The organism is Arcicella aquatica (assembly GCF_034928825.1).
GTDB lineage: Bacteria > Bacteroidota > Bacteroidia > Cytophagales > Spirosomataceae > Arcicella > Arcicella aquatica.
The window spans coordinates 179,089-203,608 of record NZ_JAYFUL010000005.1; the positions used below are offsets into that span (position 1 = coordinate 179,089).

At 35.3% G+C, this 24,520-nt stretch carries 25 protein-coding genes; 15 read left to right on the forward strand and 10 right to left on the reverse strand.

From position 1 onward, the window contains the following. Window positions 1-35 precede the first annotated feature (35 nt). The gene (locus VB264_RS04715) at window positions 36-1,232 is read right to left on the reverse strand and encodes a hypothetical protein (protein ID WP_323247201.1); all 1,197 of its coding nucleotides are present in this window, start codon (window positions 1,230-1,232) and stop codon (window positions 36-38) included. A 244-nt stretch (window positions 1,233-1,476) separates the two neighbouring features. Between VB264_RS04715 and VB264_RS04720 the strand changes: the two genes are divergently transcribed. From VB264_RS04720 to VB264_RS04755, 8 genes are all read left to right on the forward strand, one after another. After that, the gene (locus tag VB264_RS04720; RefSeq protein WP_323247203.1) at window positions 1,477-2,103 is read left to right on the forward strand and encodes an ABC transporter ATP-binding protein; all 627 of its coding nucleotides are present in this window, start codon (window positions 1,477-1,479) and stop codon (window positions 2,101-2,103) included. 3 nt (window positions 2,104-2,106) lie between these two features. Next, on the forward strand, window positions 2,107-3,363 hold the full coding sequence (locus VB264_RS04725) for an ABC transporter permease (RefSeq protein ID WP_323247204.1): 1,257 nt from the start codon (window positions 2,107-2,109) through the stop codon (window positions 3,361-3,363). 169 nt (window positions 3,364-3,532) lie between these two features. Next, window positions 3,533-4,000: a DUF3299 domain-containing protein gene (locus VB264_RS04730; protein ID WP_407654643.1), complete on the forward strand. Its 468-nt coding sequence runs from the start codon at window positions 3,533-3,535 to the stop codon at window positions 3,998-4,000. A gap of 307 nt (window positions 4,001-4,307) precedes the next feature. Next, window positions 4,308-5,927 carry an acyl-CoA carboxylase subunit beta gene (locus VB264_RS04735; protein ID WP_323247205.1) on the forward strand — a complete coding sequence of 540 codons (1,620 nt, stop codon included), beginning with the start codon at window positions 4,308-4,310 and terminating at the stop codon, window positions 5,925-5,927. A gap of 309 nt (window positions 5,928-6,236) precedes the next feature. After that, the gene (gene rpmG / locus VB264_RS04740) at window positions 6,237-6,419 is read left to right on the forward strand and encodes a 50S ribosomal protein L33 (RefSeq protein ID WP_109742450.1); all 183 of its coding nucleotides are present in this window, start codon (window positions 6,237-6,239) and stop codon (window positions 6,417-6,419) included. Window positions 6,420-6,540: 121 nt separating this feature from the next. Further along, window positions 6,541-6,693: a DUF4295 domain-containing protein gene (locus VB264_RS04745; protein WP_309924211.1), complete on the forward strand. Its 153-nt coding sequence runs from the start codon at window positions 6,541-6,543 to the stop codon at window positions 6,691-6,693. 196 nt (window positions 6,694-6,889) lie between these two features. Further along, window positions 6,890-7,861, forward strand: a complete 972-nt coding sequence (gene ftsY, locus VB264_RS04750; RefSeq protein ID WP_323247207.1) for a signal recognition particle-docking protein FtsY — start codon at window positions 6,890-6,892, stop codon at window positions 7,859-7,861. An 8-nt stretch (window positions 7,862-7,869) separates the two neighbouring features. Beyond that, window positions 7,870-8,427, forward strand: a complete 558-nt coding sequence (locus VB264_RS04755) for a carboxypeptidase regulatory-like domain-containing protein (protein WP_323247208.1) — start codon at window positions 7,870-7,872, stop codon at window positions 8,425-8,427. A gap of 210 nt (window positions 8,428-8,637) precedes the next feature. On the opposite strand, the gene VB264_RS04760 is transcribed toward VB264_RS04755, so the two are convergent. Then, entirely contained in the window at window positions 8,638-10,311 is a 1,674-nt protein-coding gene (locus VB264_RS04760; RefSeq protein ID WP_323247210.1) for a glutamine--tRNA ligase/YqeY domain fusion protein, read from the reverse strand. A 335-nt stretch (window positions 10,312-10,646) separates the two neighbouring features. Here VB264_RS04760 and VB264_RS04765 point away from each other — a divergent pair, with 335 nt between their 5' ends. After that, entirely contained in the window at window positions 10,647-10,931 is a 285-nt protein-coding gene (locus tag VB264_RS04765) for a TIGR03643 family protein (protein WP_323247212.1), read from the forward strand. A gap of 293 nt (window positions 10,932-11,224) precedes the next feature. After that, window positions 11,225-11,692: an Lrp/AsnC family transcriptional regulator gene (locus VB264_RS04770; RefSeq protein WP_309924199.1), complete on the forward strand. Its 468-nt coding sequence runs from the start codon at window positions 11,225-11,227 to the stop codon at window positions 11,690-11,692. An 84-nt stretch (window positions 11,693-11,776) separates the two neighbouring features. Here VB264_RS04770 and bshC read toward each other — a convergent pair whose 3' ends face one another. After that, entirely contained in the window at window positions 11,777-13,324 is a 1,548-nt protein-coding gene (bshC, locus tag VB264_RS04775) for a bacillithiol biosynthesis cysteine-adding enzyme BshC (RefSeq protein ID WP_323247214.1), read from the reverse strand. Window positions 13,325-13,844: 520 nt separating this feature from the next. Here bshC and VB264_RS04780 point away from each other — a divergent pair. Beyond that, window positions 13,845-14,876 carry a PorP/SprF family type IX secretion system membrane protein gene (locus VB264_RS04780; protein ID WP_323247216.1) on the forward strand — a complete coding sequence of 344 codons (1,032 nt, stop codon included), beginning with the start codon at window positions 13,845-13,847 and terminating at the stop codon, window positions 14,874-14,876. A gap of 7 nt (window positions 14,877-14,883) precedes the next feature. Here the strand turns inward: VB264_RS04780 and VB264_RS04785 are convergent, their stop codons facing one another. The 3 genes from VB264_RS04785 to VB264_RS04795 are packed head-to-tail and all read right to left on the reverse strand — an operon-like array spanning window position 14,884 to window position 16,347. After that, window positions 14,884-15,231 carry a hypothetical protein gene (locus VB264_RS04785; RefSeq protein ID WP_323247218.1) on the reverse strand — a complete coding sequence of 116 codons (348 nt, stop codon included), beginning with the start codon at window positions 15,229-15,231 and terminating at the stop codon, window positions 14,884-14,886. 10 nt (window positions 15,232-15,241) lie between these two features. Further along, entirely contained in the window at window positions 15,242-15,709 is a 468-nt protein-coding gene (locus VB264_RS04790; RefSeq protein ID WP_309924263.1) for an NADH-quinone oxidoreductase subunit A, read from the reverse strand. Between the two features lie 17 nt (window positions 15,710-15,726). Further along, window positions 15,727-16,347: a DedA family protein gene (locus VB264_RS04795; RefSeq protein ID WP_323247220.1), complete on the reverse strand. Its 621-nt coding sequence runs from the start codon at window positions 16,345-16,347 to the stop codon at window positions 15,727-15,729. 314 nt (window positions 16,348-16,661) lie between these two features. On the opposite strand from VB264_RS04795, the gene VB264_RS04800 reads away from it, so the two are divergent. Next, window positions 16,662-17,177: a DUF192 domain-containing protein gene (locus tag VB264_RS04800; RefSeq protein ID WP_323247222.1), complete on the forward strand. Its 516-nt coding sequence runs from the start codon at window positions 16,662-16,664 to the stop codon at window positions 17,175-17,177. Window positions 17,178-17,396: 219 nt separating this feature from the next. On the opposite strand, the gene VB264_RS04805 is transcribed toward VB264_RS04800, so the two are convergent. Further along, window positions 17,397-17,948 (reverse strand): hypothetical protein, encoded by a 552-nt coding sequence (locus tag VB264_RS04805; RefSeq protein WP_323247224.1) that lies wholly within the window; start codon window positions 17,946-17,948, stop codon window positions 17,397-17,399. Between the two features lie 117 nt (window positions 17,949-18,065). On the opposite strand from VB264_RS04805, the gene VB264_RS04810 reads away from it, so the two are divergent. The 3 genes from VB264_RS04810 to VB264_RS04820 all read left to right on the forward strand — a co-directional run bounded on the left by VB264_RS04810 (window position 18,066) and on the right by VB264_RS04820 (window position 20,921). Then, the gene (locus VB264_RS04810) at window positions 18,066-18,473 is read left to right on the forward strand and encodes a MerC domain-containing protein (RefSeq protein WP_323247226.1); all 408 of its coding nucleotides are present in this window, start codon (window positions 18,066-18,068) and stop codon (window positions 18,471-18,473) included. After that, entirely contained in the window at window positions 18,440-19,648 is a 1,209-nt protein-coding gene (locus VB264_RS04815) for a GTP-binding protein (RefSeq protein ID WP_323247228.1), read from the forward strand. Before VB264_RS04810 ends, VB264_RS04815 begins: the two co-directional genes overlap by 34 nt. A 313-nt stretch (window positions 19,649-19,961) precedes the next feature. After that, entirely contained in the window at window positions 19,962-20,921 is a 960-nt protein-coding gene (locus tag VB264_RS04820) for an AAA family ATPase (protein ID WP_309924180.1), read from the forward strand. A gap of 51 nt (window positions 20,922-20,972) precedes the next feature. On the opposite strand, the gene VB264_RS04825 is transcribed toward VB264_RS04820, so the two are convergent. The 3 genes from VB264_RS04825 to VB264_RS04835 all read right to left on the reverse strand — a co-directional run bounded on the left by VB264_RS04825 (window position 20,973) and on the right by VB264_RS04835 (window position 24,165). After that, a complete protein-coding gene (locus VB264_RS04825; RefSeq protein WP_309924178.1) occupies window positions 20,973-21,920 on the reverse strand; it encodes a glycosyltransferase family 2 protein in 948 nt (315 codons plus the stop codon). A gap of 142 nt (window positions 21,921-22,062) precedes the next feature. Next, a complete protein-coding gene (locus tag VB264_RS04830; RefSeq protein WP_323247230.1) occupies window positions 22,063-22,953 on the reverse strand; it encodes a DMT family transporter in 891 nt (296 codons plus the stop codon). A gap of 132 nt (window positions 22,954-23,085) precedes the next feature. Then, complete coding sequence (locus VB264_RS04835; protein ID WP_309924174.1) at window positions 23,086-24,165, reverse strand: LptF/LptG family permease; 1,080 nt, start codon at window positions 24,163-24,165, stop codon at window positions 23,086-23,088. Window positions 24,166-24,520 lie beyond the last annotated feature (355 nt).

Below are 24,520 nucleotides of genomic sequence, written 5' to 3' on the forward strand. Positions count from 1 at the left end.
GAACGTATTATTTTGGGGAATAAAAAGGGGATATTTTACTTATTTTTACCAAGTGCATAGCTAAGCATAAGTGATATTTTTTGAATATTACCACTAATAAAATAATAATTACGAATCCCTGCATCTGTCCTGCTGTAAGTTAGCTCCATATTTATTTTACCAAGTTTTGTTCCTACTCCAACTTGGTAGCCAATTGCATTGTTCAAATTTTTATAAAAAGAGTCGGAGTTTTTCTCTACTAATCTCTTTTCTAAAGATAACACTGCGTTAATATATACATCAACCTTCTTCGGTACATTTTTATAAATTGAATATTGAGGACCAATATATAGCCCTAAATAAGAAGTATTGGTGGGTGCCACGTAGTTTGTGTACAACGTTACATCCTCTTGATAATAGTTATATAATAAATCCATTTTTATGCCTAACTTTCTTCTTTTAGAGGGTAAATCAACCAATGCTCCTACCCCAAGCGATGCTGATTTTAAGCCCGATTTATTATTGATATCCAAAGCTCTATCTACATTATAACTATAGGATCCTAAAGCAGCACGAACAAAAAATGTAGACTTAAACTTTTCCTTCTTCGATACCTCAACAGGCTTATCATCACCAAAGAAAGCATTATATTTTATCACTAAGGGAGTTAAATCCGCTTCTCTGTATTGATATTTGAAAATTAAATGAGAATAATTTGAACAGTCTTCACATAAATCATGTAGCTGTTCATTATATAAATCAAGGTGTACAATGTAAGTGCCAGATTCAGTCATTCTTAAAAGACGTTGATCAAAAAGCTCTTGGATAGTATCCCTTAATTTCTCAATAAAAAAATGGTCTTTGCCATTCTTGTCCTGTAAATAGTATAAACTCAATCTTCCTTTAACTAATTGTTTTAGAAATAAAGTAGTATCCACAAGTACTCTATTATAACTTTCTAATAAATTATCAAATTTATGCGGAGTAATGTCTAAAGATATTTTTTTGCGCACATAAGTTACCTCGTTGTTGATAACAAAGCTTTGAATATCACTTAGTCCATACTTATTAATAATATTTTGATTTCTAAATACAATTTCTAAAGGAGAATACACCCATTTTTGGTTATCAATTTCACCCCTAATGGTATCGCCTGTATTATTAACAACATAACCTGCCATAAACTCTTTTTGGGCTTTGATAGAGTGGTGTGATAGAACTATCAAGAATAAAGCTAATAGAAATTTTTTCATTGATTTTTTTTAATATAGAATGAATGTTTGAAAATGCTAGAAAGAACTTATTAAATATTGCAATTTGTGGTCTTATAAATTTCGGTTAAAGCTAAATGATAATTGAAATAAAAGCAACTTAATTAATTATGAATAGTTAGATTAACAAATCCCTATTAATTTCTCATTTCCCCAATATTAAACAATTCCACAAATTTCTTGCAATATCATTGCATTAGCTATCTTTGTATAAAACATCAACAGCATGATAGCCACGCAAAACCTTACCTTCTCGTATTCTTCTGAAAAGAGCTTTGCTTTTCCAGATTTTTCCTGTGCCGACCGCGAAACAATGCTTATTTTGGGTAAATCAGGGAAAGGCAAAACAACCTTTTTACATTTAATGGCTCTTTTACTAAAACCAACAGGAGGTAAAATCCAAATCAATAACCAAGAAATTAGCGACTTATCAGTCGGGTCAGCAGCAGATTTTAGGGCAAAAAATGTAGGTATTATTTATCAAAAACCTCATTTTGTTCATTCTCTTTCTGTATTAGAAAATTTAGTTTTGACGAACTATCTAGCAGGGAAATCTCAAGCAAAAGACCTTGCCAAACACCTAGCCGAAAGTTTAGGTTTCGCCGAACATCTTCATAAAAAAACTACCCAATTATCACAGGGTGAACAACAACGTGTGAGTATCGCCAGAGCATTAATGAATAAACCTTCTGTGATTTTAGCCGACGAGCCAACATCTAGTTTGGATGATGACAATTGCTTGAAAGTAGTAGATTTATTGAAAACACAAATTGAGGAAATTGGAGCAAGTTTGGTAGTAGTAACCCATGACCAACGCTTGAAAGATGTGGTTGAAAAACGTATAAACTTATAGCAAATGAACTTACTAAAAATATCTTGGAGTAACCTAAAAGACAAACCCCTTACTAGCTTTTTAAGTATCTTATTGATGGCACTGGGTATTGCTATTATTTCGTTATTACTCTTGGCAGGCAAGCAATTAGAAGAAAAATTTACCCGCAATGTAGCTGGGATAGATATGGTGGTGGGTGCAAAGGGTAGCCCACTACAATTGATTTTAGCTAGTATTTATCAAATAGATGCGCCGACGGGAAATATTTCTTTAGATGAAGCTAACAGACTAACCCGTAATCCTTTGGTAAAATCAGCCATTCCATTATCAATGGGAGATAGCTATCAAGGATATAGAATAGTAGGCTCTAACGAAAAATACCTTCAACATTTTGAAGCAGCATTTGAATCAGGCAAAGTTTTTTCTGAACCCATGGAGATAGTATTAGGGACGAAAGTGGCTAAAAATTTAGAATTAAAGGTTGGTGATACTTTTGCTTCGCAACACGGCTATGACAAAGAAGGCGATGTGCATGAAGAAAAGAAGTTTAAAGTAGTGGGTATTCTAAAAAATACTAATGCTGTTCTCGACCAATTAATGGTTACGCCACTTGAGAGTGTTTGGGCAGTTCATGACGAGCATCATGAAGAAGAAGTGGGTAAAGGAGCAAATGCATTGAAATTATTAGAAGAAGACGCCCCTCCTACTGAGGAAGAACATCACCATGAAGAAGAATCTAAAGAGATAACCTCGATGTTGATAAAATTCAGAAATCCTGCAATGGGTATGATGATGGCTAGAAGTATCAATCAAAATACTACAATGCAAACGGCTTCGCCTGCTATTGAAATCAATCGATTGTTTGCTTTAATGGGCTTTGGGATTGATACGCTTAAAATCATTGCATTGGTCATTATCATCGTTTCTGGCTTAAGCGTATTTGTATCGCTTTACAATTCGCTTAAAGAGCGAAAATATGAAATGGCGTTGATGCTTTCAATGGGTGCTAGCAGAACCAAACTATTCTTCTTATTATTGCTTGAAGGATTGATTATCAGCTCTATCGGGTTTGTGATTGGCATTGCTTTAAGTAGACTAGGATTGTGGTTAATGTCGAAAAACGTTGAACAAAATTTTCATTATGACTTCAACGTTTTATCTTTGCTAACAGAAGAATTATGGTTGTTCATTGGCGCATTAGTAATTGGGTTATTGGCAGCAGCTATTCCTTCATTAGGAATCTATAAAATAGATATTTCAAGAACTTTGGCGGATGAATAATTATCAGATATAGTAAAATATTCCCGCTGATTTACACAGAAAAAATACGGAGATGTCACAGATTAATCAGCGAGAATCAGCGATTAAAAATCTCTAAAATCTGCGGGAAAAACTAATATAAAAATCAACAAAAAAGCTAAAAGCTCAAGGCTGATAGCATACAACTAAAATGAAAATCAAGACTTTAATCACATTCAGTGCCTTGTTGTTGACTTTGATGTCGGCAACTCCTATGAAGAAACCAGTTGCTCTTCCTTCGGAGAAACTTACTTGGGATATTTTGAAAGATGTGGTATTTAAGAAAAAATGGTATCCGCAAGAATCTATTTTTATGCTATACCCTACTTTTGGGCCAGCTGTAAAGAAATTAGAAAACAAGGAGGTTATCATCAAAGGCTATGTAATTCCTGTTGATGCTGCTACTAATATGTATGTGCTTTCAGCATTTCCGTATAGCCAGTGCTTTTTCTGTGGAGGGGCAGGGCCAGAGTCCGTAATGTCGTTAAAGCCTAAAAAGGGAGCTTCACATAAATACAAAACTGACGAGATGCATACTTTTAAGGGTAAACTAAAACTGAATGCTGATGATATCTATGAAATGAATTACATTTTAGAAGAAGCAGACTTAGAAGAATAACGTAATCTACTATTATACAGAAGCCAGAGGAAGCTATTTCTCTGGCTTTTTTTATGCCTAACCTACTCCACAAAAGTTTTTTGTTTTTTATTTAACCAAATAATATTTGGACGAATAAATAAATCTCCATCACATTTAGGTTTAAATAGTATTTCACCAACATTACCAATGCACCATTAAAGCCAATAGCCAAATATTTCATTAAATCTCCATTTTTCTCAAAAATTACATTATCAAAAAATAATTGTAAATTATCAAAAAATAGTACTATTTACATTCATCAATAATCTCAAATCATCATCATACTATGGCTGTAAACAATAAGGAATTTCATCAACAATTGCTTACAGAAATGAAGCAACGATTGGATAAAATAAAAGAAGGAGGAGGACTAAAAAATGTACAAAAACAACATGAACGAGGTAAATTAGTCGCCCGAGAACGCATTAATTATTTAATAGATACTGACACTGAATTTCAGGAAATTGGGGCATTTGTGGGCTACGAAATGTACGAAGAATATGGTGGTTGTCCAGCAGGAGGAACAGTTGGCGGACTAGGCTATATTGCTGGTCAATTATGTGTAATTGTAGCCAATGACCAAACTGTAAAAGCTGGTGCATATTTTCCCATTACAGGTAAAAAGAATCTTCGCTTCCAAGAAATCGCTATGCAAAATCAATTACCGATTATTTATTTGGTAGATAGTGCAGGTGTATTTTTACCCATGCAAGATGAAATTTTTCCAGACAAAGAACATTTTGGAAAAGTATTCTTTAACAATTCTGTGATGAGTGCTATGGGAATCACTCAAATATCTGCCGTATTAGGCAGTTGTGTGGCTGGTGGAGCATATTTACCCATTATGTCAGATGAAACCTTGATGGTGACAGGACAAAGCTCTATTTTTTTAGCAGGCCCTTACTTAGTAAAGGCGGCAATTGGTGAAGAAATCGATGCCGAGACCTTAGGAGGAGCCAATACGCATAATGCTATTTCGGGCAATGCTGATTATCAGTTTGACAGTGAACAAGAATGTCTTGACCAAATAAAAAGGACTATCAGCAAACTAGGGAAATTTGAAAAGGCTGGTTTTAATAGAACTATCCCAAAAACACCTACCAAGCATCTGGAAGAAATACTGGATATTCTTCCTGAGCTTAGAACCAAACCTTATGATATGCGTGAAATCATTGAACGGTTGGTGGATGATTCTGAGTTTGATGAGTTTAAAAAAGATTACGGCAAGACTATCCTGTGTGGATACGCTCGTATTGATGGTTGGGCGGTAGGCATTGTAGCTAACCAACGATTGGTTATTAAAAATACTAAGGGTGAAGTACAAATCGGAGGGGTAATTTATAATGATTCAGCCGACAAAGCTGCACGTTTCATCATGAATTGTAATCAAAAGAAAATCCCTTTGGTTTTCTTACAAGACGTAACGGGTTTTATGGTGGGCAGTCGTTCAGAACATTCGGGCATTATCAAAGACGGAGCCAAAATGGTGAATGCTGTTTCAAATTCGATTGTTCCCAAAATCACGATTATCATAGGTAATTCTTATGGCGCAGGTAATTATGCCATGTGTGGGAAGGCTTTCGACCCTCGCTTTATTTATGCTTGGCCAAGTGCTAAAATTGCAGTAATGGGTGGCGAGCAAGCAGCCCAAACTTTATTACAAACTCAGGTAGCATCCATGAAAGCCAAAGGCAAGGTAATTACGAAAGAGGAAGAAGATAACATTTTGAAAGGTATCAAAGATAAATATAATACGCAAACCACGCCTTATTATGCTGCCGCCCGATTGTGGGTTGATGAAATTATCGACCCTTTGGCTACAAGAAGTATTATTTCAACCAGTATTCATGCAGCTGACCACTCTCCAATTACGAAGGACTTTAAAATGGGACTTTTACAAGTTTAGATAAAGAGCAAATAGCTATTAAAAACGGCTTTGGTGGTGAATATTGTACTAAGCTCTTGAAAATTATGTTCTTGAAAATGATAAGGTTTAAGCATAAATTGGGTTAAAAAGGGCTAAAATTGGCTATTTTTCACATTCTATCAATATTTATTAAAAACTTTTGAAAACATATTTGTCTAAAACTCAAACATTTACTACCTTTGCAGTCCTGTTTCAAAGACACATCTTCGTTTTTCAGTTTGATTGGGTTGTAATTTACTGATAATCAATAGAAAACGATTTTTTATAACCAATTAAGCAAACAAAGCAATGGCTAAGAAAGGCAATAGAATCCAAGTGATTTTGGAATGTACTGAGCAAAAAACTTCAGGCGTTCCAGGGATGTCTCGTTACATCACTAAGAAAAACCGTAAAAACACTACAGCTCGTTTAGAGTTAAAGAAATACAATCCTTTCTTGAAGAAAGTGACTGTTCATAAAGAAATTAAGTAATTCATTTAGTTGTCAATTACAAGTTATCAAGTCTGTGTTATCGTAATTGATGGGTTTGCTCATCAGTTAAGTTGCAGTCAGTCGATAACTCAAAACGGATAACAATAACTTATACAAAGAAATGGCAAAGAAAGTAGTTGCAACCCTTAAGAAAGAAGGTGGCGTAAAATACGCAAAAATCGTTAAAGCAGTGAAAAACCCTGCTACTGGTGCTTACACATTCAAAGAAGAAATCGTTCTTCAAGATGAAGTAGCAGCAGCGTTGAAAGGTTAATTCTTTCGACTTTAAAGAAAGTCCCCTATCTAAATAAGGTTAGGGGACTTTTTTTGTTTTATATTTGGGGAACTAGTTGTTGCTTATTTAATATTAGTTTAAAGAGAAAAAATTGGGTAATTTCAGCTAATGATATTTAACATCCAACGCTTGACTACTACAAACCAAAACGATAACTGAAAACTGATAACCAAACATGGGCTTATTTGATTTTTTTAAGAAAAAAGAAACCTTAAATACCGAAGAAAAAGAAACACTTGACAAAGGATTAGAAAAAACCAAAGAAGGTCTTTTTTCTAAATTGAGTAGAGCGGTAGTCGGCAAATCGAAAGTCGATGAGGAGGTATTAGATGAATTAGAAGAAATTTTAATCTCTTCGGATGTGGGTGTAGATACAACCCTTAAAATTATCCGTAGAATTGAAGAACGTGTAGCCAGAGATAAGTTTGTAACAACGACTGAGCTTGATAGTCTTCTGAGAGAAGAGATTGCTGAGCTATTGGCACAGAATAAGTCGGAGGATGTATCTGAGGCCTTTAAAAGCAATATCAAGCCTTATGTAATTATGGTGGTGGGCGTAAATGGTGTTGGTAAAACAACTACTATTGGTAAGTTGGCTTCACAATTCCACAAGGCAGGTAATAAAGTAATATTAGGGGCTGGGGATACCTTTAGAGCTGCCGCTGTTGACCAGCTTAAATTATGGGGACAAAGAGTAGGCGTAACCGTAATAGACCACGGAATGAATAGCGACCCTGCCTCAGTAGCCTACGACACCGTAAAGCAGGCTGTAGAACAAAATGCTGACGTGGTAATCATTGATACAGCAGGACGCTTACACAATAAAGTAAACTTGATGAACGAGCTTTCTAAAATCAAGCGTGTGATGCAGAAGTTTTTGCCTGATGCTCCCCACGAAATTTTATTAGTGCTTGATGGCTCGACAGGACAAAATGCCTTTATTCAGGCACAAGAGTTTACAAAAACAACTGATGTAACGGCTTTGGCTATTACTAAATTGGATGGAACAGCCAAAGGTGGCGTAGTTATCGGAATTTCTGACCAGTTTAAAATTCCTGTGAAATACATTGGCGTTGGTGAAAAGATAGAAGATTTACAGGTTTTCAATAAAAAAGAGTTTGTTGATTCATTATTCAAAAGAAAATAATCTTTGATATGATCAAGGTTAAAATCTTCATACTTATTCTTGGGTGCCTTTCGATGATTGGTGCTTTTGGACAGAAGACCAAGAAAAAATTGAAAAGGAAAAATACGCTTCCTGCTTCTGTACAAAAGGCTATTATCAATCCCGACACTCCTACTGGTACCAAACCAATTACTAATGAACCTGCTTTGGTTCAGCAAGGAATCTGTGGCACTATTTTCTGGAAATCAGGGAACATGATGCCTTCGCCTGATAGACCTACCCCTAAAGCAAAACCTGTCCAACGAGAATTAGTAGTATACGACTTAACGAATACCGCTGAAACTACTCGTGAAAATGGGTTCTATCAAACCATTGCTACCAAATTTATTAAAAGTGTGAAGTCTGATGAAGAAGGGAAGTTTTGTGTTGATTTAGAAGAAGGACGTTACTCTTTATTTATTCGTGAAGGAAATAAAGGCTTGTATTCAAATTTGTTTGATGGAGATGGAAATATTTTTCCCATTAAAGTAAGTAAAGACAAAATATCTATCACTGTTTTTACGATTGACTATCAAGCTTCATATTAAAACATAAGAGTCCCCTCGAATTTTAAAGTCATAAAACATGAGTCATCCCGAATTTTGAAATCATAAAAAAAGCGGTCGAAAAACTAATTTCGACCGCTTTTTTTATGATTGATGCTCCCCGAATTCCTATTGTTTGAGCGAAGCGAGTCGGTTCGCCGATGCGATTAGGAATTCTTGAATTTCAAAGAAAAATTCGTAATGACTCAAATTCTACTTTCCTTTTTCTTTTACCCAAGTATCTTTCAAGCCCACTGTTCTGTTAAATACCAAATGCTCAGTTGTTGAGTCTGGATCTAAACAGAAATAGCCTTTACGCATAAATTGGTAGTTCGTTCCTACTTGTGCTTCTTTCAAGCTTGGTTCTACAAAAACTTCTGGAATAACCGTCAGAGAATCTGGATTGATAAATTTCTTGAAGTCGTCTCCTACTTGCGAAGCATCTTCCAAAATCAATAGTCTATCGTATATACGCACTTCTGCTTTGCTAGCATGTTGTACAGATACCCAGTGAATAGTACCTTTTACATGAAGACCCGAAGTATCAGCACCTGAACGGCTTTCTGGAATATAGCTACAATGTAATTCGGTAATATTGCCAAATTCGTCTTTTACAAAATCATTGCATTGGATAATATAAGCACCTTTCAAACGAACCATCAAGCCAGGACCTAAACGGAAGAATTTCTTCATCGGAACTTCCATAAAGTCATCTTGTTCGATATAAATCTCACGACTGAATGGCACAATACGGCTTCCCGCATTTTCATCCTCTGGATTATTTTCTACGTGTAGTTCCTCTACTTGTCCTTCAGGATAATTGGTAATTACTACCTTCAATGGATCTAACACAGCCATTACTCGGGTAGCAAGTTTGTTCAAATCTTCTCTGACACAGTAATCTAGTACGCCTACATCAATCAAATTATCTCTTTTGGCCACACCGATTTTTTCGCAAAAATTACGAATTGATGTTGGTGTAAAACCACGGCGACGCAATGCTGAAATAGTTGGCATACGCGGGTCGTCCCAACCATTAACAATACCTTCGTTGACTAATTGAAGCAATTTACGTTTACTCATGACTGTATGAGTAAGGTTCAATCTTGCAAATTCGTATTGATGTGAAGGATAAATGCCTAGCTTTTCAATAAACCATTCGTATAAAGGACGGTGAACATCAAATTCTAACGTACAAATAGAATGGGTAATTTCTTCGATAGAATCTGACTGACCATGTGCAAAATCGTACATCGGATAAATACACCAAGCATCGCCCGTACGGTGGTGTGGTGCATGCTTAATACGATACATCAGCGGGTCGCGCATGTGCATATTCGGGTGAGCCATATCAATTTTAGCTCTTAGTACTTTAGCCCCATCTTCAAACTCACCAGCACGCATTCTACTAAATAAATCTAAATTTTCGTCTATGCTACGGTAACGGTATGGGCTATCTTCACCTGCGAAATTAGGATTCCCTTTTTGTGACGCAATTTGTTCAGATGTTTGGTCATCTACATAAGCCAACCCTTTTTTGATAAGCTCTACTGCAAAATTATATAAGGTTTCAAAATAATCAGAAGCATACAATTCTTCTCCTGCCCAATCAAACCCAAGCCAGCGAACATCTGCTTTGATAGAATCTACGTATTCAGTCTCTTCCTTTTCAGGGTTTGTATCATCAAAACGAAGGTTAGTTTGTCCACCATATTTAGCAGCCAAGCCAAAATTCAAGCATATTGATTTAGCGTGCCCAATGTGTAAATATCCATTAGGCTCAGGTGGAAAACGAGTCAAAACACGTCCTCCGTGTTTGCCCGCTTGTAAATCTTCTTCTACAATTTGTTCAAGGAAATTAAGTGATTTTTTTTCTTCTTCTGCCATAAGCTTAATCGTTATCAATTTGTTGGTTCTCGCATATTAGCACTTGTTTTGCTAATTAACAAAATCGTGACAAGACTATCTTACGAAATTACGGATTTTTTAGGGAATGAATCAGAGTTTTCTAGCAAATCAGATTTTAAAAACATTTTTTAACTCCGAAAGTTATAAAGTGGGGCTGTGGGCCATAAGCTTTTATCAAGCTGATTGCTATTGTACAAGTTCCCAACTCATCGTCTTTATATTATTCAATGCGTTATAAGCCTTGGATAACCATTTCAAAAACTCATCGAATCATTCACTCAATCAGAACTAACTAATTCACCCTTACAATACAAATGAAAGCTTTATTATTAAATGAGCAAGACATCGATAGAATTATAGAGATGGCTTGGGAAGACCGAACTCCCTTCGATGCTATTTTTATACAATTCGGATTAAAAGAACAAGAGGTAATAGCACTTATGCGCCGAGAAATGAAGGCGTCGTCTTGGCGAATGTGGCGTGAAAGAGTACAAGGAAGAGCGACAAAACATCTTGCAAAAAGAACTGTTGACCATACACGATTTAAATGTGCGCTACAAAGAAAAATTTCTCTGAACAAAATTTCTAAACGAAAGTAAGCATTTATACAAAATAAGATTCTGTTTTGCACTTTTCTATTTTTAGCATATAAATTCTGTTTTCACAGAATTTTATGAATAGATAGGTATATAATTGCCGAATAATAAAAATATTATTCTAAAAAATAGCTTTTTTGTAGAATTTCTTACAAAAATCACAAAAAAGCTATTAGATTTGCAATAGATTTCCTATCGCACTAAAAATAACCCATATTAAACAATCATGTAATTTGAAAAACCATTGAAATTATCAATGGCGTTTTTCGCTTTCATCAATTCTAAACTCCGAAGAAATGAGTATTAAACTAGATCAAATAGACCATAAAGTATTAGAAATTTTACAACAAAATGCCAAAATTACTAATGCACAATTATCAAAAGAAATAGGACTATCGCCTGCCCCAACACTGGAACGTGTTAAGAAATTAGAAACTGCTGGAATCATTGAAAGCTATCACGCACAATTAAACCGCGAGAAAGTGGGTTTAGGAGTCACTACTTTCGTAACTGTTACTTTGATAGGACATAAAAAGCAAGTTACAGAATCTTTCGTTTCACAAATAAACTCGATACCAGAAGTCATTGAATGTCACCACGTGACAGGTTCTGGAGATTTTTTGTTGAAAATAATTGCTAAAGACATTGCTTCATATCAGAAATTGATGCTTGAAAAAATCAATGAGATTGAAGAAGTAGCAGGAACACAAACGATGGTCATTCTTTCTACTTTCAAAGAAAGTAAAGTATTACCTATCCCTTGAACTTTATTTAGATAGATAATCCCTCATAAAAAAGGTCGGAAATGATTCAACATTTCCGACCTTTTTCTATGATTTTACTTTTTACTATTCTTCAATAACTATATAAAACTTAAAGTTGAGCGGGTCAAAGACTGCTGATATTTGCGTTAAGAATTCAGGATTGTTCAAATAGAAATTTAAAAAGTTTTCGCTTCTTTCTTGGGGTGTTCCATTCGGGAAAAGCTTCTGTTTTACTCCCAACAGCTGATTTACCTCAGTTTCATGGTTTCTTTCTTCTGCTTTTTTCAAACGCTTTTCTAGGTTTTCAAGCGCATTCAATACTTTTTGTTGCTCTCCTTTTACGGCACCTTCCAACGTTTTATCTATTTTTACCGCTTTTGTCAGAATTTCCTCAAAAACCTGCACAAAGGAATTACTCTCTGTAGAAAGGCTTAAACTATTTTCAGAATGCTTTTCAATAAAGCTTTTCTTCAAACTTATTTCATCCAAAAATAAATCCTGACTGGTTAAGTCTAATTTTTCCATCCTTTTAGCAGTAGCTTTATTGACTATCAAACAGAAGTTACGAGGCATCAAAATAGGGAACGCTACCTGATGGAAATCAAAAATGCCTTTTAATTGAAGCCAATAGGGTACTTCTGATGGACCGCCGATATAGGCTAGGTTTGGAAGAATCACTTCTTCATAAACGGGTCTTAACACCACATTAGGACTGAATTTTTCAGGTTCAGTTTCCAATAGGTCAAGGATTTCCGTTTCAGAAAACTGTAAACTAGTATTCAATACTTTATAAGTATTGCCTTCTTTGACAATACGCTCACGAAGTCCATTTTCTAAATAAAAGAAGTTGATTTCACGGGGAGAGATTTGGGTTTTGTAGCCCAAAGATTCTAGTTTTTCAGAAGTTTTTGAAACGACATCAAAAGCAGTATGGTGTAGTAAATCGTTTTTAATAATAGGGGCAAACAGTTTTTTCAAATTTCTATCATCTGCATCGATACAAATTAAGCCTTGGTCTCCGAATAAATCGTTAGCGTAACATCGTGCTGCATTCGCCAAAGTCTCATTGTTGAGGTATGCATCTTTGAAAATAGCAGGACATTCAGCCATTTCTGTTATCAAAGCCTCTAATTCCTTTGGATTCATTCTGCCCACTGCTCCTTTTTGGGCTGTTTCCCATGCTAATTTCTTGCCGAACAATGAAAAATGATTGATTTCCGCAAAATCATGGTCTTCAGTTGCCATCCAATAGACTGGTACAAAATTGTAAGCTGGGAAAGCATTTTTCAATGATTTCGCCAAGTTAATCGTTGTAACAAGTTTATAGATTACATAAAGAGGCCCTGTAAAAATATTGAGTTGATGCCCCGTAGTGACGGTAAACGTATTTTCCTCTAAAAGAATATCAACATTTGGCTTATTGCTTATATCTGAATACTGTTTTTTTAGCGTTTCTACTAAAATACTACGTTTGGCTGAATCAAATTGTTTTAAAGCGATTTGCTGCTCAAATCCTTTAAGATCTGGATAATTTTCGTAAAAATCTTTAGTTTTTGTGGATTGATTAATGAAGTCTAAGAAAAGAGACGAAAACTGATTGACGTCCTCTAACGGTAGTTGATGTATTTGCATTATTGCCTTATGCGTTTGATATTTAAAATTCAAACAGTCTTGTTTGGATTACAAGTTTAACGTAGAAGTTTTAAACTTTGTTCTTTTCTATCAAAAATTTCAACAAAAAAGCCTTTAGAAAATTTCTAAAGGCTTTCGATATTCTCCATAAGCTATTTAATTATCTTTTATTTCCATAAAATTTTGCAGTAATGCATCTTTATGAAAACTTGTACAATCTTATTTCTACACAAACCCGAATCGATTGTCTTTCTAATATTATCTACGTGATAAAAACAACGAAGGTTTCATAGGGCTTTACTTTTTTTAACTTACCTCTTTGATTTCTAAATATTTATCCCACAAAACAAGCTTATTTGCCCATTATTTTGATGGAAGTGAGTAAATTGACTAATACGCACGAGTAAGCATGATAATAGACACATTTTTTTTTCAAAAGGTTGGATACTCATTAGAATATTAATAGAAAAACCTCTTTTATTATTATCTTTAGTATTAAAATGTGAACTTCATCGCTATTATGCCCAAAATTATACTTGTTTTTTTGATGATTACCATGAGTTTGATGGCATTTGCCCAAACTCAACCTCAGTATAGTCAGTACATGATGAATAGTTATTTAATCAATCCAGCAGTTGGAGGCATTGAAGATTATACTGATATTAAAACGGGTTATCGAAACCAATGGACAGATTTTGAGGGAGCTCCAACTACTTATTATTTGTCAGCTCATATGCCTATTGGCAAGACAGATAGGACAAGTACGGGTGCTCGTCCTAATTTTAGTAAATCTATTCGGCGACCTATGCCATTATCAAACCAATTCAATACTTCGGCAAAAGTGCCTATTCATCATGGTATTGGTTTTATATTAGTGTCTGATAAAACAGGAGCCAATACGCAGAATAGTTTTAATATCAGCTATTCATTACACGTCCCTATTACTACGAAAATGAAACTAGCCATCGGGCTTTCTGGTGGAATATCTCAATACACAGTAGATTTCAGTAAAGTTCAGGTAAAAGACAACCCAGACCAAGCTATTGTTGCAGGCTCAAGGCTTACAGCCCTTCAACCCAATCTGAATGCTGGTGCTTGGCTGTATTCAAAGCAGTTTTTTGTGGGTATTTCAGCCAATCAATTTATTTTTAATAGCTTTAATTATAAAAATACTGATAACCCTAATCAGCGTTGGAGTGGCGATGCCATACCTCATTACTTTCTAACAGCAGGTTTTAGACAAGAACTCAGTGAAGATTGGACGCTCATACCTTCTACACTTATTAAAAGAGTAGCACAAGCTCCAATCAGTTTTGATGTTAACTTAAAAACAGTTTTCAGAGAACGATTTTGGTTTGGCACATCCTATAGACACAAAGATGCTTTTGTGGGATTAGTCGGTGCAAATATTAGTTCATTAATCAACTTGGGATATTCTTATGATTACACCTTATCAGGGCTAAAAGAACGCTCAAGAGGCTCACACGAAATAGTGATTGGTATTATGTTGAATAATCGTCAACGAGTGCTTTGTCCGCAAAATCTATGGTAGGGTATCACTAAACCATTTCCAAATACTTTAAGAAACTCCAAGCTCTTCTATTTGCCAAATATGCTAGCTTGTCTTCGTTTTCATAGGCTTCCTTCTCAAAACAAATATTTCTATACGCTACCTGATGATTTTGTCCTTTGAGCCTATTCAGCAGATATTCTGATAGATACCAAATATAAAATGGGAGGATGAGCAACTCAAGCTGTTGGGCTAGATGAATGCACTCATGATTGATTAATATTTTAGAAGGCAACTTGGTTCTAATAAGCACAAATGGAAAAATCGCCATACCATCGACATTCAGAAAAGGGCAATAGATGGTAAAAAACAACAATTTTTTACGATTTTCCAACATCTTATGGCTTTTACTTGCTATATTTTTCGTTTATTTTATCGTAAAGCGAAGCAGGTATTTTAGATGTATATTCAGTGATTTTTACTTCGGGACGTACCCAATCTAAATGACCTTTTATCCAAGCATAGGCTAAGCCAATTAATAATACGCCTATAAACACAAACATTTCTACTAACGAGAACCATCCCCACAGCCCATCCGTATCAGCAATTAATCGCTGATTTCCAAAAACTGTTGCCCAAGGAAATAAGAAGATAATCTCGACGTCGAAAAGGATAAAAATTAAGGCAATTACATAAAAACGGATATTAAATCGAACGTTTGCATTCCCATCTGGCTCTTCTCCTGACTCATAAGTAGTGAGTTTTTCCACATTCGGACGGTTCGGGCGAATCAGTTTTGCTATAAATAATATTACGGCTACAAAAACTATCGCAGCAATGATAAAGAGTAATATATAACCAAAATCAGTAATCATCTTAAAAGGTATTGGCGTTATTTATTTTTTCTGAAATTCAAGTATCCTTTTACTACCGTAAAAGTAGTGATGGCCAAAAAGAATAAAATAACGTAATGAACATAGTTGATAATCCAAGGGAATTCTACTCCAAAATAATAGCCTCCACCTACTAAAGAACCAACCCAAATTGCACCGCCCGTAATATTCAACAAGAGGTATTTAGGATAATTCATTCGGCTAATTCCTGCTAAAATTGGGGCAAAAGTACGAATGTAAGGCAAAAATCGGCTAATTATTAATGCTTGGCTACCGTATTTTTCAAAAAAATCGCGGGTAGAATCCAAGTGTTTTTGCTTAAAATACCAAGTATCGGCCTTATTTTCGAGGTTACTGCCAAAAAACCGCCCAAACAAAAAGCCCGTTAAGGAACCTACTACAGCCGCCACAAAAAGATATAACAAAACCGTTCCGATGGTATACTTTAGGAAGCCTGTTCCTACAAAAACACCCGTCAAAAAAAGGAGATAGTCGCCAGGAAGGAAAAAGGCAAAGAACAAACCGTTTTCAGCATATACTACAAAAGTAATAGCAAAAAGCCCCGCACCAATGATTTCTTTAGAATCTGATAAGTATTTAATGATTTCGGATATGTCCATTTTAAAATAGATGAAATGCCTGTCGGGCTGAAGTATAAAATACTTTTTTCTGTTAAGAGGCTTTTTTCAACGTTAGTTTAATAACTAAACACTTGAAAGACAAAATTAGTCTATCAATCTGTTTATTTTAATTTTATTAATTGATTTAAAGAGTATTTCATCTAATCAAAAACAAAATACATAACAAAGCGTTCTGATAACATTGAATGTTAGATTAGTAAAATTACTTAAATTTCAGACAAATTCTCTAATCCTAAAATCATTAATTAATCAAATCATTGTTTCCTAAAAAACAATTAAATGAATTAAAGACTATGAAAAAAACAATCATTATCATTTTAGTGCTTCTACTACTTTTGGGAGGGTTTTTCTCTTCTAACCTGATTCGTTTTTTTTATAATTTATCTTCTGATGCCGAGACCGAGGCAGATACGATAAGCGTGATTCCAGAAATGGCAGAACCTGTTTTTAAAAAAGAAGGAGAATTAGAATTTGTAAATACTAAACAAAAATTAACGATTGAGATTGCCGACAATGATAAGGAAACAGAACAGGGCTTAATGTTTCGTCGTTCAATGCCCGACTCTTGTGGGATGTTGTTTATCATGCCCGAAAATGAGCCTCAAAGCTTTTGGATGAAAAATACTTTTATTCCTCTTGATATTATTTTTTTAGATAATCAAAAAAGAGTTGTAACCATACAAGCTAACAGAGCTCCATTTTCAGAAGAAGCAATACCTTCTTACGAGAACGCAAAGTATGTATTAGAAGTAAACGCAGGATTTTGCCAAAGAAAGGGGATTGAAAAGGGGGATTTGTTGAAGTGGTGAGTTGTAGGTTTTGGACTGGAGGATTTTGGACTAGAGGACTTTAGGATTGGACTTTAAGATTATTGGACTGGAAGACTTTATTTAGGATGAGACTGAGGAGTTTTGATTTATCAAACCTTAACAAATAAACCTTAAAGTCCTTTAGTCCAAGAATCCTAAAGTCTTAAAGTCCAATCCTAAAGTCCTCTAGTCCAAAATTCCTCTAGTCCCAACTAAAATCTACTTAACCTCCACATCAAAAGTTCCATCAAAATCTATACTCCCTACCGTATATGAACCATTTTTGATCGGAGAACCATTCACTGGTGGTTGGTGGTGTAAAACCACCTGCAATTTGCCAGTTCCTGCTACAGCCGTTTTTACAGTGGCCGTCAAGCCCACATCAAAACCACGAGAGTCTTTATCTTTTCCAGAAACAGTTAATAATGATGCTGGGGTGGATACATATTCAAACAAATGCTCATCCTTTTGCTCTTGAATCTCTTCTGTTACATTGACAACAGGCGTTTTTGTTTCATCTAGCATCTCGACAGCCAAAGCATACGTTTTGTTCGCATCTAACGAAATCTTGTCAATCGTCGGGGCATTTCCTCCAATACCATCAAGGTCTTTGAATAAAAAAGTTTTAGTAACACCGCCCTCAGTAAATTTCAACCTTACTGTTGTTAGGTTCTCATTGTCTTCCTGTGGCGCAGGTTCATCCTTCTTACATCCTACTACCAAAACAAAGGCTAACGTTGCCATCAAAAGTGTTTTCTTAGTCAATTTCATATTTGTTGAATTTATATAATGCAATAACGTTGCAAATATAATGAATGGGGACAATATTTTTGCACTATTGTTGCAAAATAAAATTCTTGTCGCCATATTTGCAACAATGTTGCAAATATGAAAAAACTATTTTCTAAATACGGATATGATTACCTGGGCATCTTAGGCTCAGGAATCTGCTTGGTGCATTGCTTAGCAACACCATTAATAATGCTTGTGCAAGCTTATTATAAAACAGAAGTCAGTATTAGCTCCCATGAAGGTATCCGATATTGGGATTATATCTTTCTAATTACCTGCTTCGTAGCAGTATTTTTTACTACTAAAGAAAGCACTTCACAGAAAATAAGTAGCTCTTTTTGGTTATTCTTCTTTTTTTTCGCAATCGCTATTTTATTTGAAGACGACTTTAAATACATCAATCTACTGGGCTATTTTGCTTCGGTTGGACTCATCATCACTCATATCATTAATATTAGAAATTGCAGAAGATGTCAAACAAAAAACTCCCCGTTACAGTGCTAAGTGGCTTTTTAGGCGCTGGAAAAACCTCGTTGCTCAATCATATTTTACATAATAAAGACAACCTAAAAGTGGCTGTTATTGTAAATGATATGAGCGAAATAAACGTAGATGCCCAATTGGTGAAACAAGAAAATACCTTATCAAGAACCGAAGAGAAGTTAGTCGAGCTATCAAACGGTTGTATTTGCTGTACCCTTCGGGAAGATTTGATGATTGAAGTTGAGCGACTGGCGAAAGAAAACCGTTTTGATTACCTTTTAATTGAATCCACGGGTATTTCAGAACCCTTACCTATTGCCCAGACTTTTAGCTATATCGATGAAGAAAATGGCATCGATTTATCTAAATTCTCCAGACTAGATACTATGGTGACGGTGGTAGATTGTTTCAATTTTGCCAAAGACTTTGGGTCTATTGATACAGTGTGGACACGTGGCATGAACGACGAAGACCCAAGTGATACTAGAACTATCGTAAACTTGCTTACTGACCAAATTGAATTTGCCAATGTTATTATCTTGAATAAAACAGATTTATTAACACCTGAAAAAGTGGGCGAATTGAAGGCTATTATTCAAAAGCTAAATCCTAATGCTAAGATACTCTCATCCGAATTTGGGAAAGTACAAGCAAAAGAGATTTTGAACACTGGCTTATTTAATTTTGAGGAGTCCTCAAACACTACAGGCTGGATACAAGAATTAGCCAATGCAAAACATACTCCCGAAACAGAAGAGTATGGCATTAGCTCATTTGTATTCAGAGACCCTCGCCCTTTTCATCCAGAACGATTCTGGAATTACATCAATAACTATTGGCATGGAGGCATTATTCGCTCGAAAGGTTTATTCTGGATAGCCTCTCGCCCCAAAGATGCCCTTAATTGGGGTCAGGCTGGCGGGTCAGTCCGTGCAGATTGGGCTGGTTCATGGTGGGCGGATATTCCCTCTTGGGAACGTCCATTTTATCCCGCTTGGCTTGAAAACAAGAAAACCATCATGGCACGATGGGATAAACGCTTTGGAGACAAAATCAATGAGCTAGTAATCATTGGGCAAGATTTAGATAAAGAAGCCATTATTGAGGAGCTGGAGGAATGTCTTTGTGTAGAAGAAGAAATTGTACGAATGCAAAAGAAAGGAACATTCATTGATCCATTTCCAGTATTTCAATAAAAATCTTAAGTAAAATAAAGGTAGTGTAATACTAAAACCCATAGGCTTTTGGCTTATGGGTTTTTATCTAAGAAAGCGTTTCCGTTTACAATAAAACCTGTACTTGTTCAAAATATATTAGCGTATAGTCTCTCTTAAAAAAGAAGGGGTTCCGAACGATTTTAGAACTGTAAGATACAGATTGCCAATTTTTTTTCGTAAAATTGCTTTACAATGAACACGTACATATAAGCTTTATATGGTAGATGCCAACGTTTACTAGGTTTTCATAAATGGATAAACATTGGCTAATGAATCTTACCTCAATACAATAATGACTTCACGAGAAAAAATAAATCAAGTTTTTGAAGAAATGGGAAAAGTAGTGGTAGGTCACGAAAAACTGACGAATCGACTACTCATTGGCTTATTTACAGGCGGACACGTTTTGTTAGAAGGTGTACCGGGCTTGGCCAAAACATTATCTGTAAATACCTTATCAAAAATCCTTAAGTTAGATTTTCACCGTATTCAATTTACGCCCGACTTATTACCTGCCGACCTTATCGGAACGATGATTTATAGTCGGAAATCTGATGATTTTGAAGTAAAAAAAGGACCAGTTTTCGCTAATATTATTCTAGCGGATGAGGTAAACCGTGCTCCAGCAAAGGTACAATCTGCCCTTTTGGAAGCCATGCAGGAAAAGCAAGTGACTATTGGTGATTTTACCTATCCGCTTGATAAACCATTTTTAGTTCTGGCAACTCAAAACCCTGTAGAGCAAGAAGGGACTTTTCCTTTACCAGAAGCGCAAGTAGATAGGTTTATGCTAAAAGTATTTGTTGACTACCTAAATAAAGAGCAAGAATTGGAAGTAATGAGGAAGATGTCGAACATGGATTTTAATTACCAGCCCAAACCTATCCTGAATAAGGAAGACATTTTTAAAATCAGAAAGGAAATCAACGATATTACTATTTCTGAAACGCTTGAACGATATATTATTGAACTTATTTTTGCCACGCGTAAGCCGGGGGATTATGGATTGAGAGAAGAAGCCCGCTATGTACAATTTGGAGCATCGCCTCGTGCAAGCATCAATTTGAATTTAGCAGCCAAAGTATTAGCGTATTTAGATGGCCGAGATTATGTATTACCAGAAGATATCAAAGAAATAGCCCCAGATGTATTGAATCACAGAATTATGCTTAATTATGAAGCTGAGGCTGATGGTATCACTACGATGCAAGTAATCGATACTATTTTAAGAAGAGTAGCAATTGGCAGGTAAAAAGGTTGTAGAAGATTTTCCACATAATCTTCTACAACAAAATTGAGTATTTTATTCTACAAATTCTTTGTTCTGAATTTCACTTCGTATAATGAAAAGGGGGCGGTTTTTAGACTGGAAAAAGACTCGCAAAATATATTCTCCGAGCACTCCCAACGCTAGTAATTGCACGCCACTGAAAAGAATAATCATAAAAAGCAACGCAGGAAAACCTTCTATTACTTCTTGAAGATAATATTTTTTTATCAATACACTTATAAAGTATATCAACGAAACGACAATGGCAAACAAACCCAATCTTGTTACAAATTTGATGGGGAATTCGCTAAAATTAAAGATGCCACTATAGGCTAATTTAAAAAGCTGTTTGAAAGAATATTTTGATTCTCCAGCTTGACGTTCTTCTCTAGCATACTCTACTCCTATCTGTTTAAACCCTACCCATGTGCGCATTCCTCTTAAATAACGACTTTCCTCGGGCATTTTATTTAAGATATTCACTACTCTACGGCTCATCAAAGCGAAGTCTCCACTATCCAAGGGAATATCTACATAAGCGATACTCTTCAATAAACGATAGAATAGATAATAGGCACTACGTTTTACAAAGCCTTCTTTACGCTGTTTACGAACAGCATACACGACATCATAGCCTTGTTTTAAATAAGGATAAAACTCTAGGAGTAATTCAGGAGGATCTTGGAGGTCGCCATCAATGACCATTACAGCTTCAGAGCCTTTGGAAATGGCTAAACCTGCTGTAAGGGCTAGTTGATGCCCGTGGTTTCGTGCTAAAAATAAACAATGATATCTTTCATCACTTAATGCCAGCGCTTGCATCAATTCTGCGGTATTATCACGGCTTCCATCATCTACTAAAACAATTTCAATGCTTACTTGAGCCGAATCCATTAATGCATTTAACCTTTCTATCAAAAAGGGGAAAGTTTCACTTTCGTTATAGAGAGGGGCGATAATTGAAATTTGGGGGATATTCAACGAATTAAACTGTTTTTAGGTAAAGACTTTATGAATGGGTTTCTATAATAGAAAATATAATCAGCCTCAAATATAGCCTAAAAAATTCAGATTAAACTTTCTGTCAGCCTGAATCCTATATGTTTTGCTATCAAACGAAGCTTTAACTGTTTGAAAATTTAGTTTTTTTAAGGAGTGGGTACAACAATACCGAGATTAGAATGATAAATGTTCCTGCATAGAACCCCACGGTCATTCGTTCTTTTTCTCCAAAGAATATATAAGCCAAAATAATTCCATAAACAGGCTCAAGGTTTAATGTAAGGTTAAACGTAAAGGCTGAAAATTTACGAATTAGCTCTACTCCTTCTGCAAAAGCATAAACTGTACACACAAAAGCTAAGATACACAACCATAGCCAATCTAAGCCCTGCGGAATAAGGATAAAATCATTATCTGCTTGAATAAACAAATACAAAACAGGTATGAAAGTAATGAATGCCGCACCGAGCATCTCATAAAATGTAATGATTTGGGGACTATGTTTTTTAGCAAACTGAGCATTAATGACAGAAAACAACGCACTTAAAAAGGCGGAGAATATTCCGACTAATAAGCCCATGATGTGGTCTACTTCAAACAAGAAAATTAAATATAAACCTACGATTACCATTAAACCTAGTCCTACTTCAATGATCCTTATTTTCCTTTTTTCCCATAAAGGTTCAAGTAAGCTTGTCCACAACGACCCCGTAGAAAAACCTGCAAGGCATATTGCTACAGTTGAGATTTTGGCTGCATAAAAAAATGTAAACCAATGTAAAGCAATAATGCCCCCTGTGGCTAATAACTGCCAAGTAGCTTTTACAGAAATTTTAATAGGTACATTTTTAAGGTATAAATAAAGGAATAGTCCTGCGGAGGCCAGAAAAGTTCTAAAGAAAACAATACTTAAAGAATGGGCAGAAATTAAGGCTCCTAGAATAGCCGTAAACCCAGCAATGAGTACTACAAAATGAAGTTGAAAATAATCTTTTATGCTGTTTGTTTTCATGAAGCGGTTTGGTCTGTGTTAGCAATTAGCTGTATGTCAATTAGCAATGCCAAAATATTGATTTATCTGTTAGAAAAAGTGCCTGAATGATGGAGAATAAGATACTCCGCATGCTAAATTCAAAACTCCACACTATCTAGGCACGGTATAGTATAAAATAAAACCAATCACCGTAAAAACGATATTAGGCAACCAAACGGCTAGTAGCGGAGGCATTCCTCCTGATTGAGCAATTCCCTTGCTCATCATAAAGAATAATATGTATAAAAACGCCAACATAAAGCCTAGGGCAATCTGAAAGCCTACCCCACCTCTTGCTTTCCGAGCAGATACAATTACCCCGATTACACTCAGAATGATGACGGCAAAAGGATTGGCAAATCGTAAATATTTTTCAATCAAGAAAATCTCAATACCATCTGCCCCTCGTGTTCTAATCTGATTAATGGTATCTTCTAATTCTGAGTTTGTTAGCGTTTCATGAATCTGGTACTTGCTTTCAAAATCTTTGGGAAGTAAGTTAAGCGTGGTGTCTATTTTAGTACCATAAGTTAGCTTTTGTTTGCCATTAGGCAGAAAAGTCCTCACTCTATAATCGAAAATCGACCATTTCTTGCGAGTAGAATCCCACGTAATATGGTCGGCTAATAATTTCATTTTTAATTCATGCCCATCTATTTTATCCAAAGAAAAGCGATAGCCCGTTTGCGAACCCGTATCATAGCTTTCCATGTAAGCATAATCTTGTGGACCAATTTTGATATGCACATCTCTATCGCTATAATAGTATGAGCCTACTACATATTTTCGTTCAAAGGCAATACGCGTTTTATTAGCATTAGGAATTATCCACCCTACCATAAAGAAGGTTAGAATCCCTACAATAGACGAGGCTATAAAATAAGGTCTGATAAAACGGGTGAAGCTGACGCCCGTACTTAGAATAGCAATGATTTCTGTACGCGCTGCCAAGTTTGCCGTAAAAAAAACAGTAGCAATAAACACCATTAACGGACTAATATAATTAGCCCAATAGGGAATAAAGTTCAGGTAATAATCAAACAAAACAGCATGAACAGACGCTTTATTATCGATGAAGTTGTCAATTTTCTCGGTATAGTCAATCACCATAATAATAGAGACGATGATTAAAACCGCAAAAAAGTAAGTTTTAAGAAATTTTTTAATGATGTATAAATCGAGAATCTTCATTTTTTTTCAGGTAACAATAGCCTAAATTACCGCTATTGAAATAGTAATATGCTACAAAGCTACGAATAAATAAATGTCTGCGGTTTGAAGAAGCATTCTATAAGATTAAAAAATGTTAAAAGTTAATATTCTTCGTTATAAGAGAATAAGTAATTGTGTGCGTCTAAACAAGATTGCTCAAATTATTATTTTTCACATATTTACGCTATGTTTTACCTATATGTGTAAAAAAATACCCACTTTTATACAACATCTACAATTTTAGTATTGTTTTGTAGCGCAAATGTGGATTAAAAGGATAGTGACGTGCTTTTATACATATCCTAGTAGTTTACATTCAGCAAAAGCCCCAATG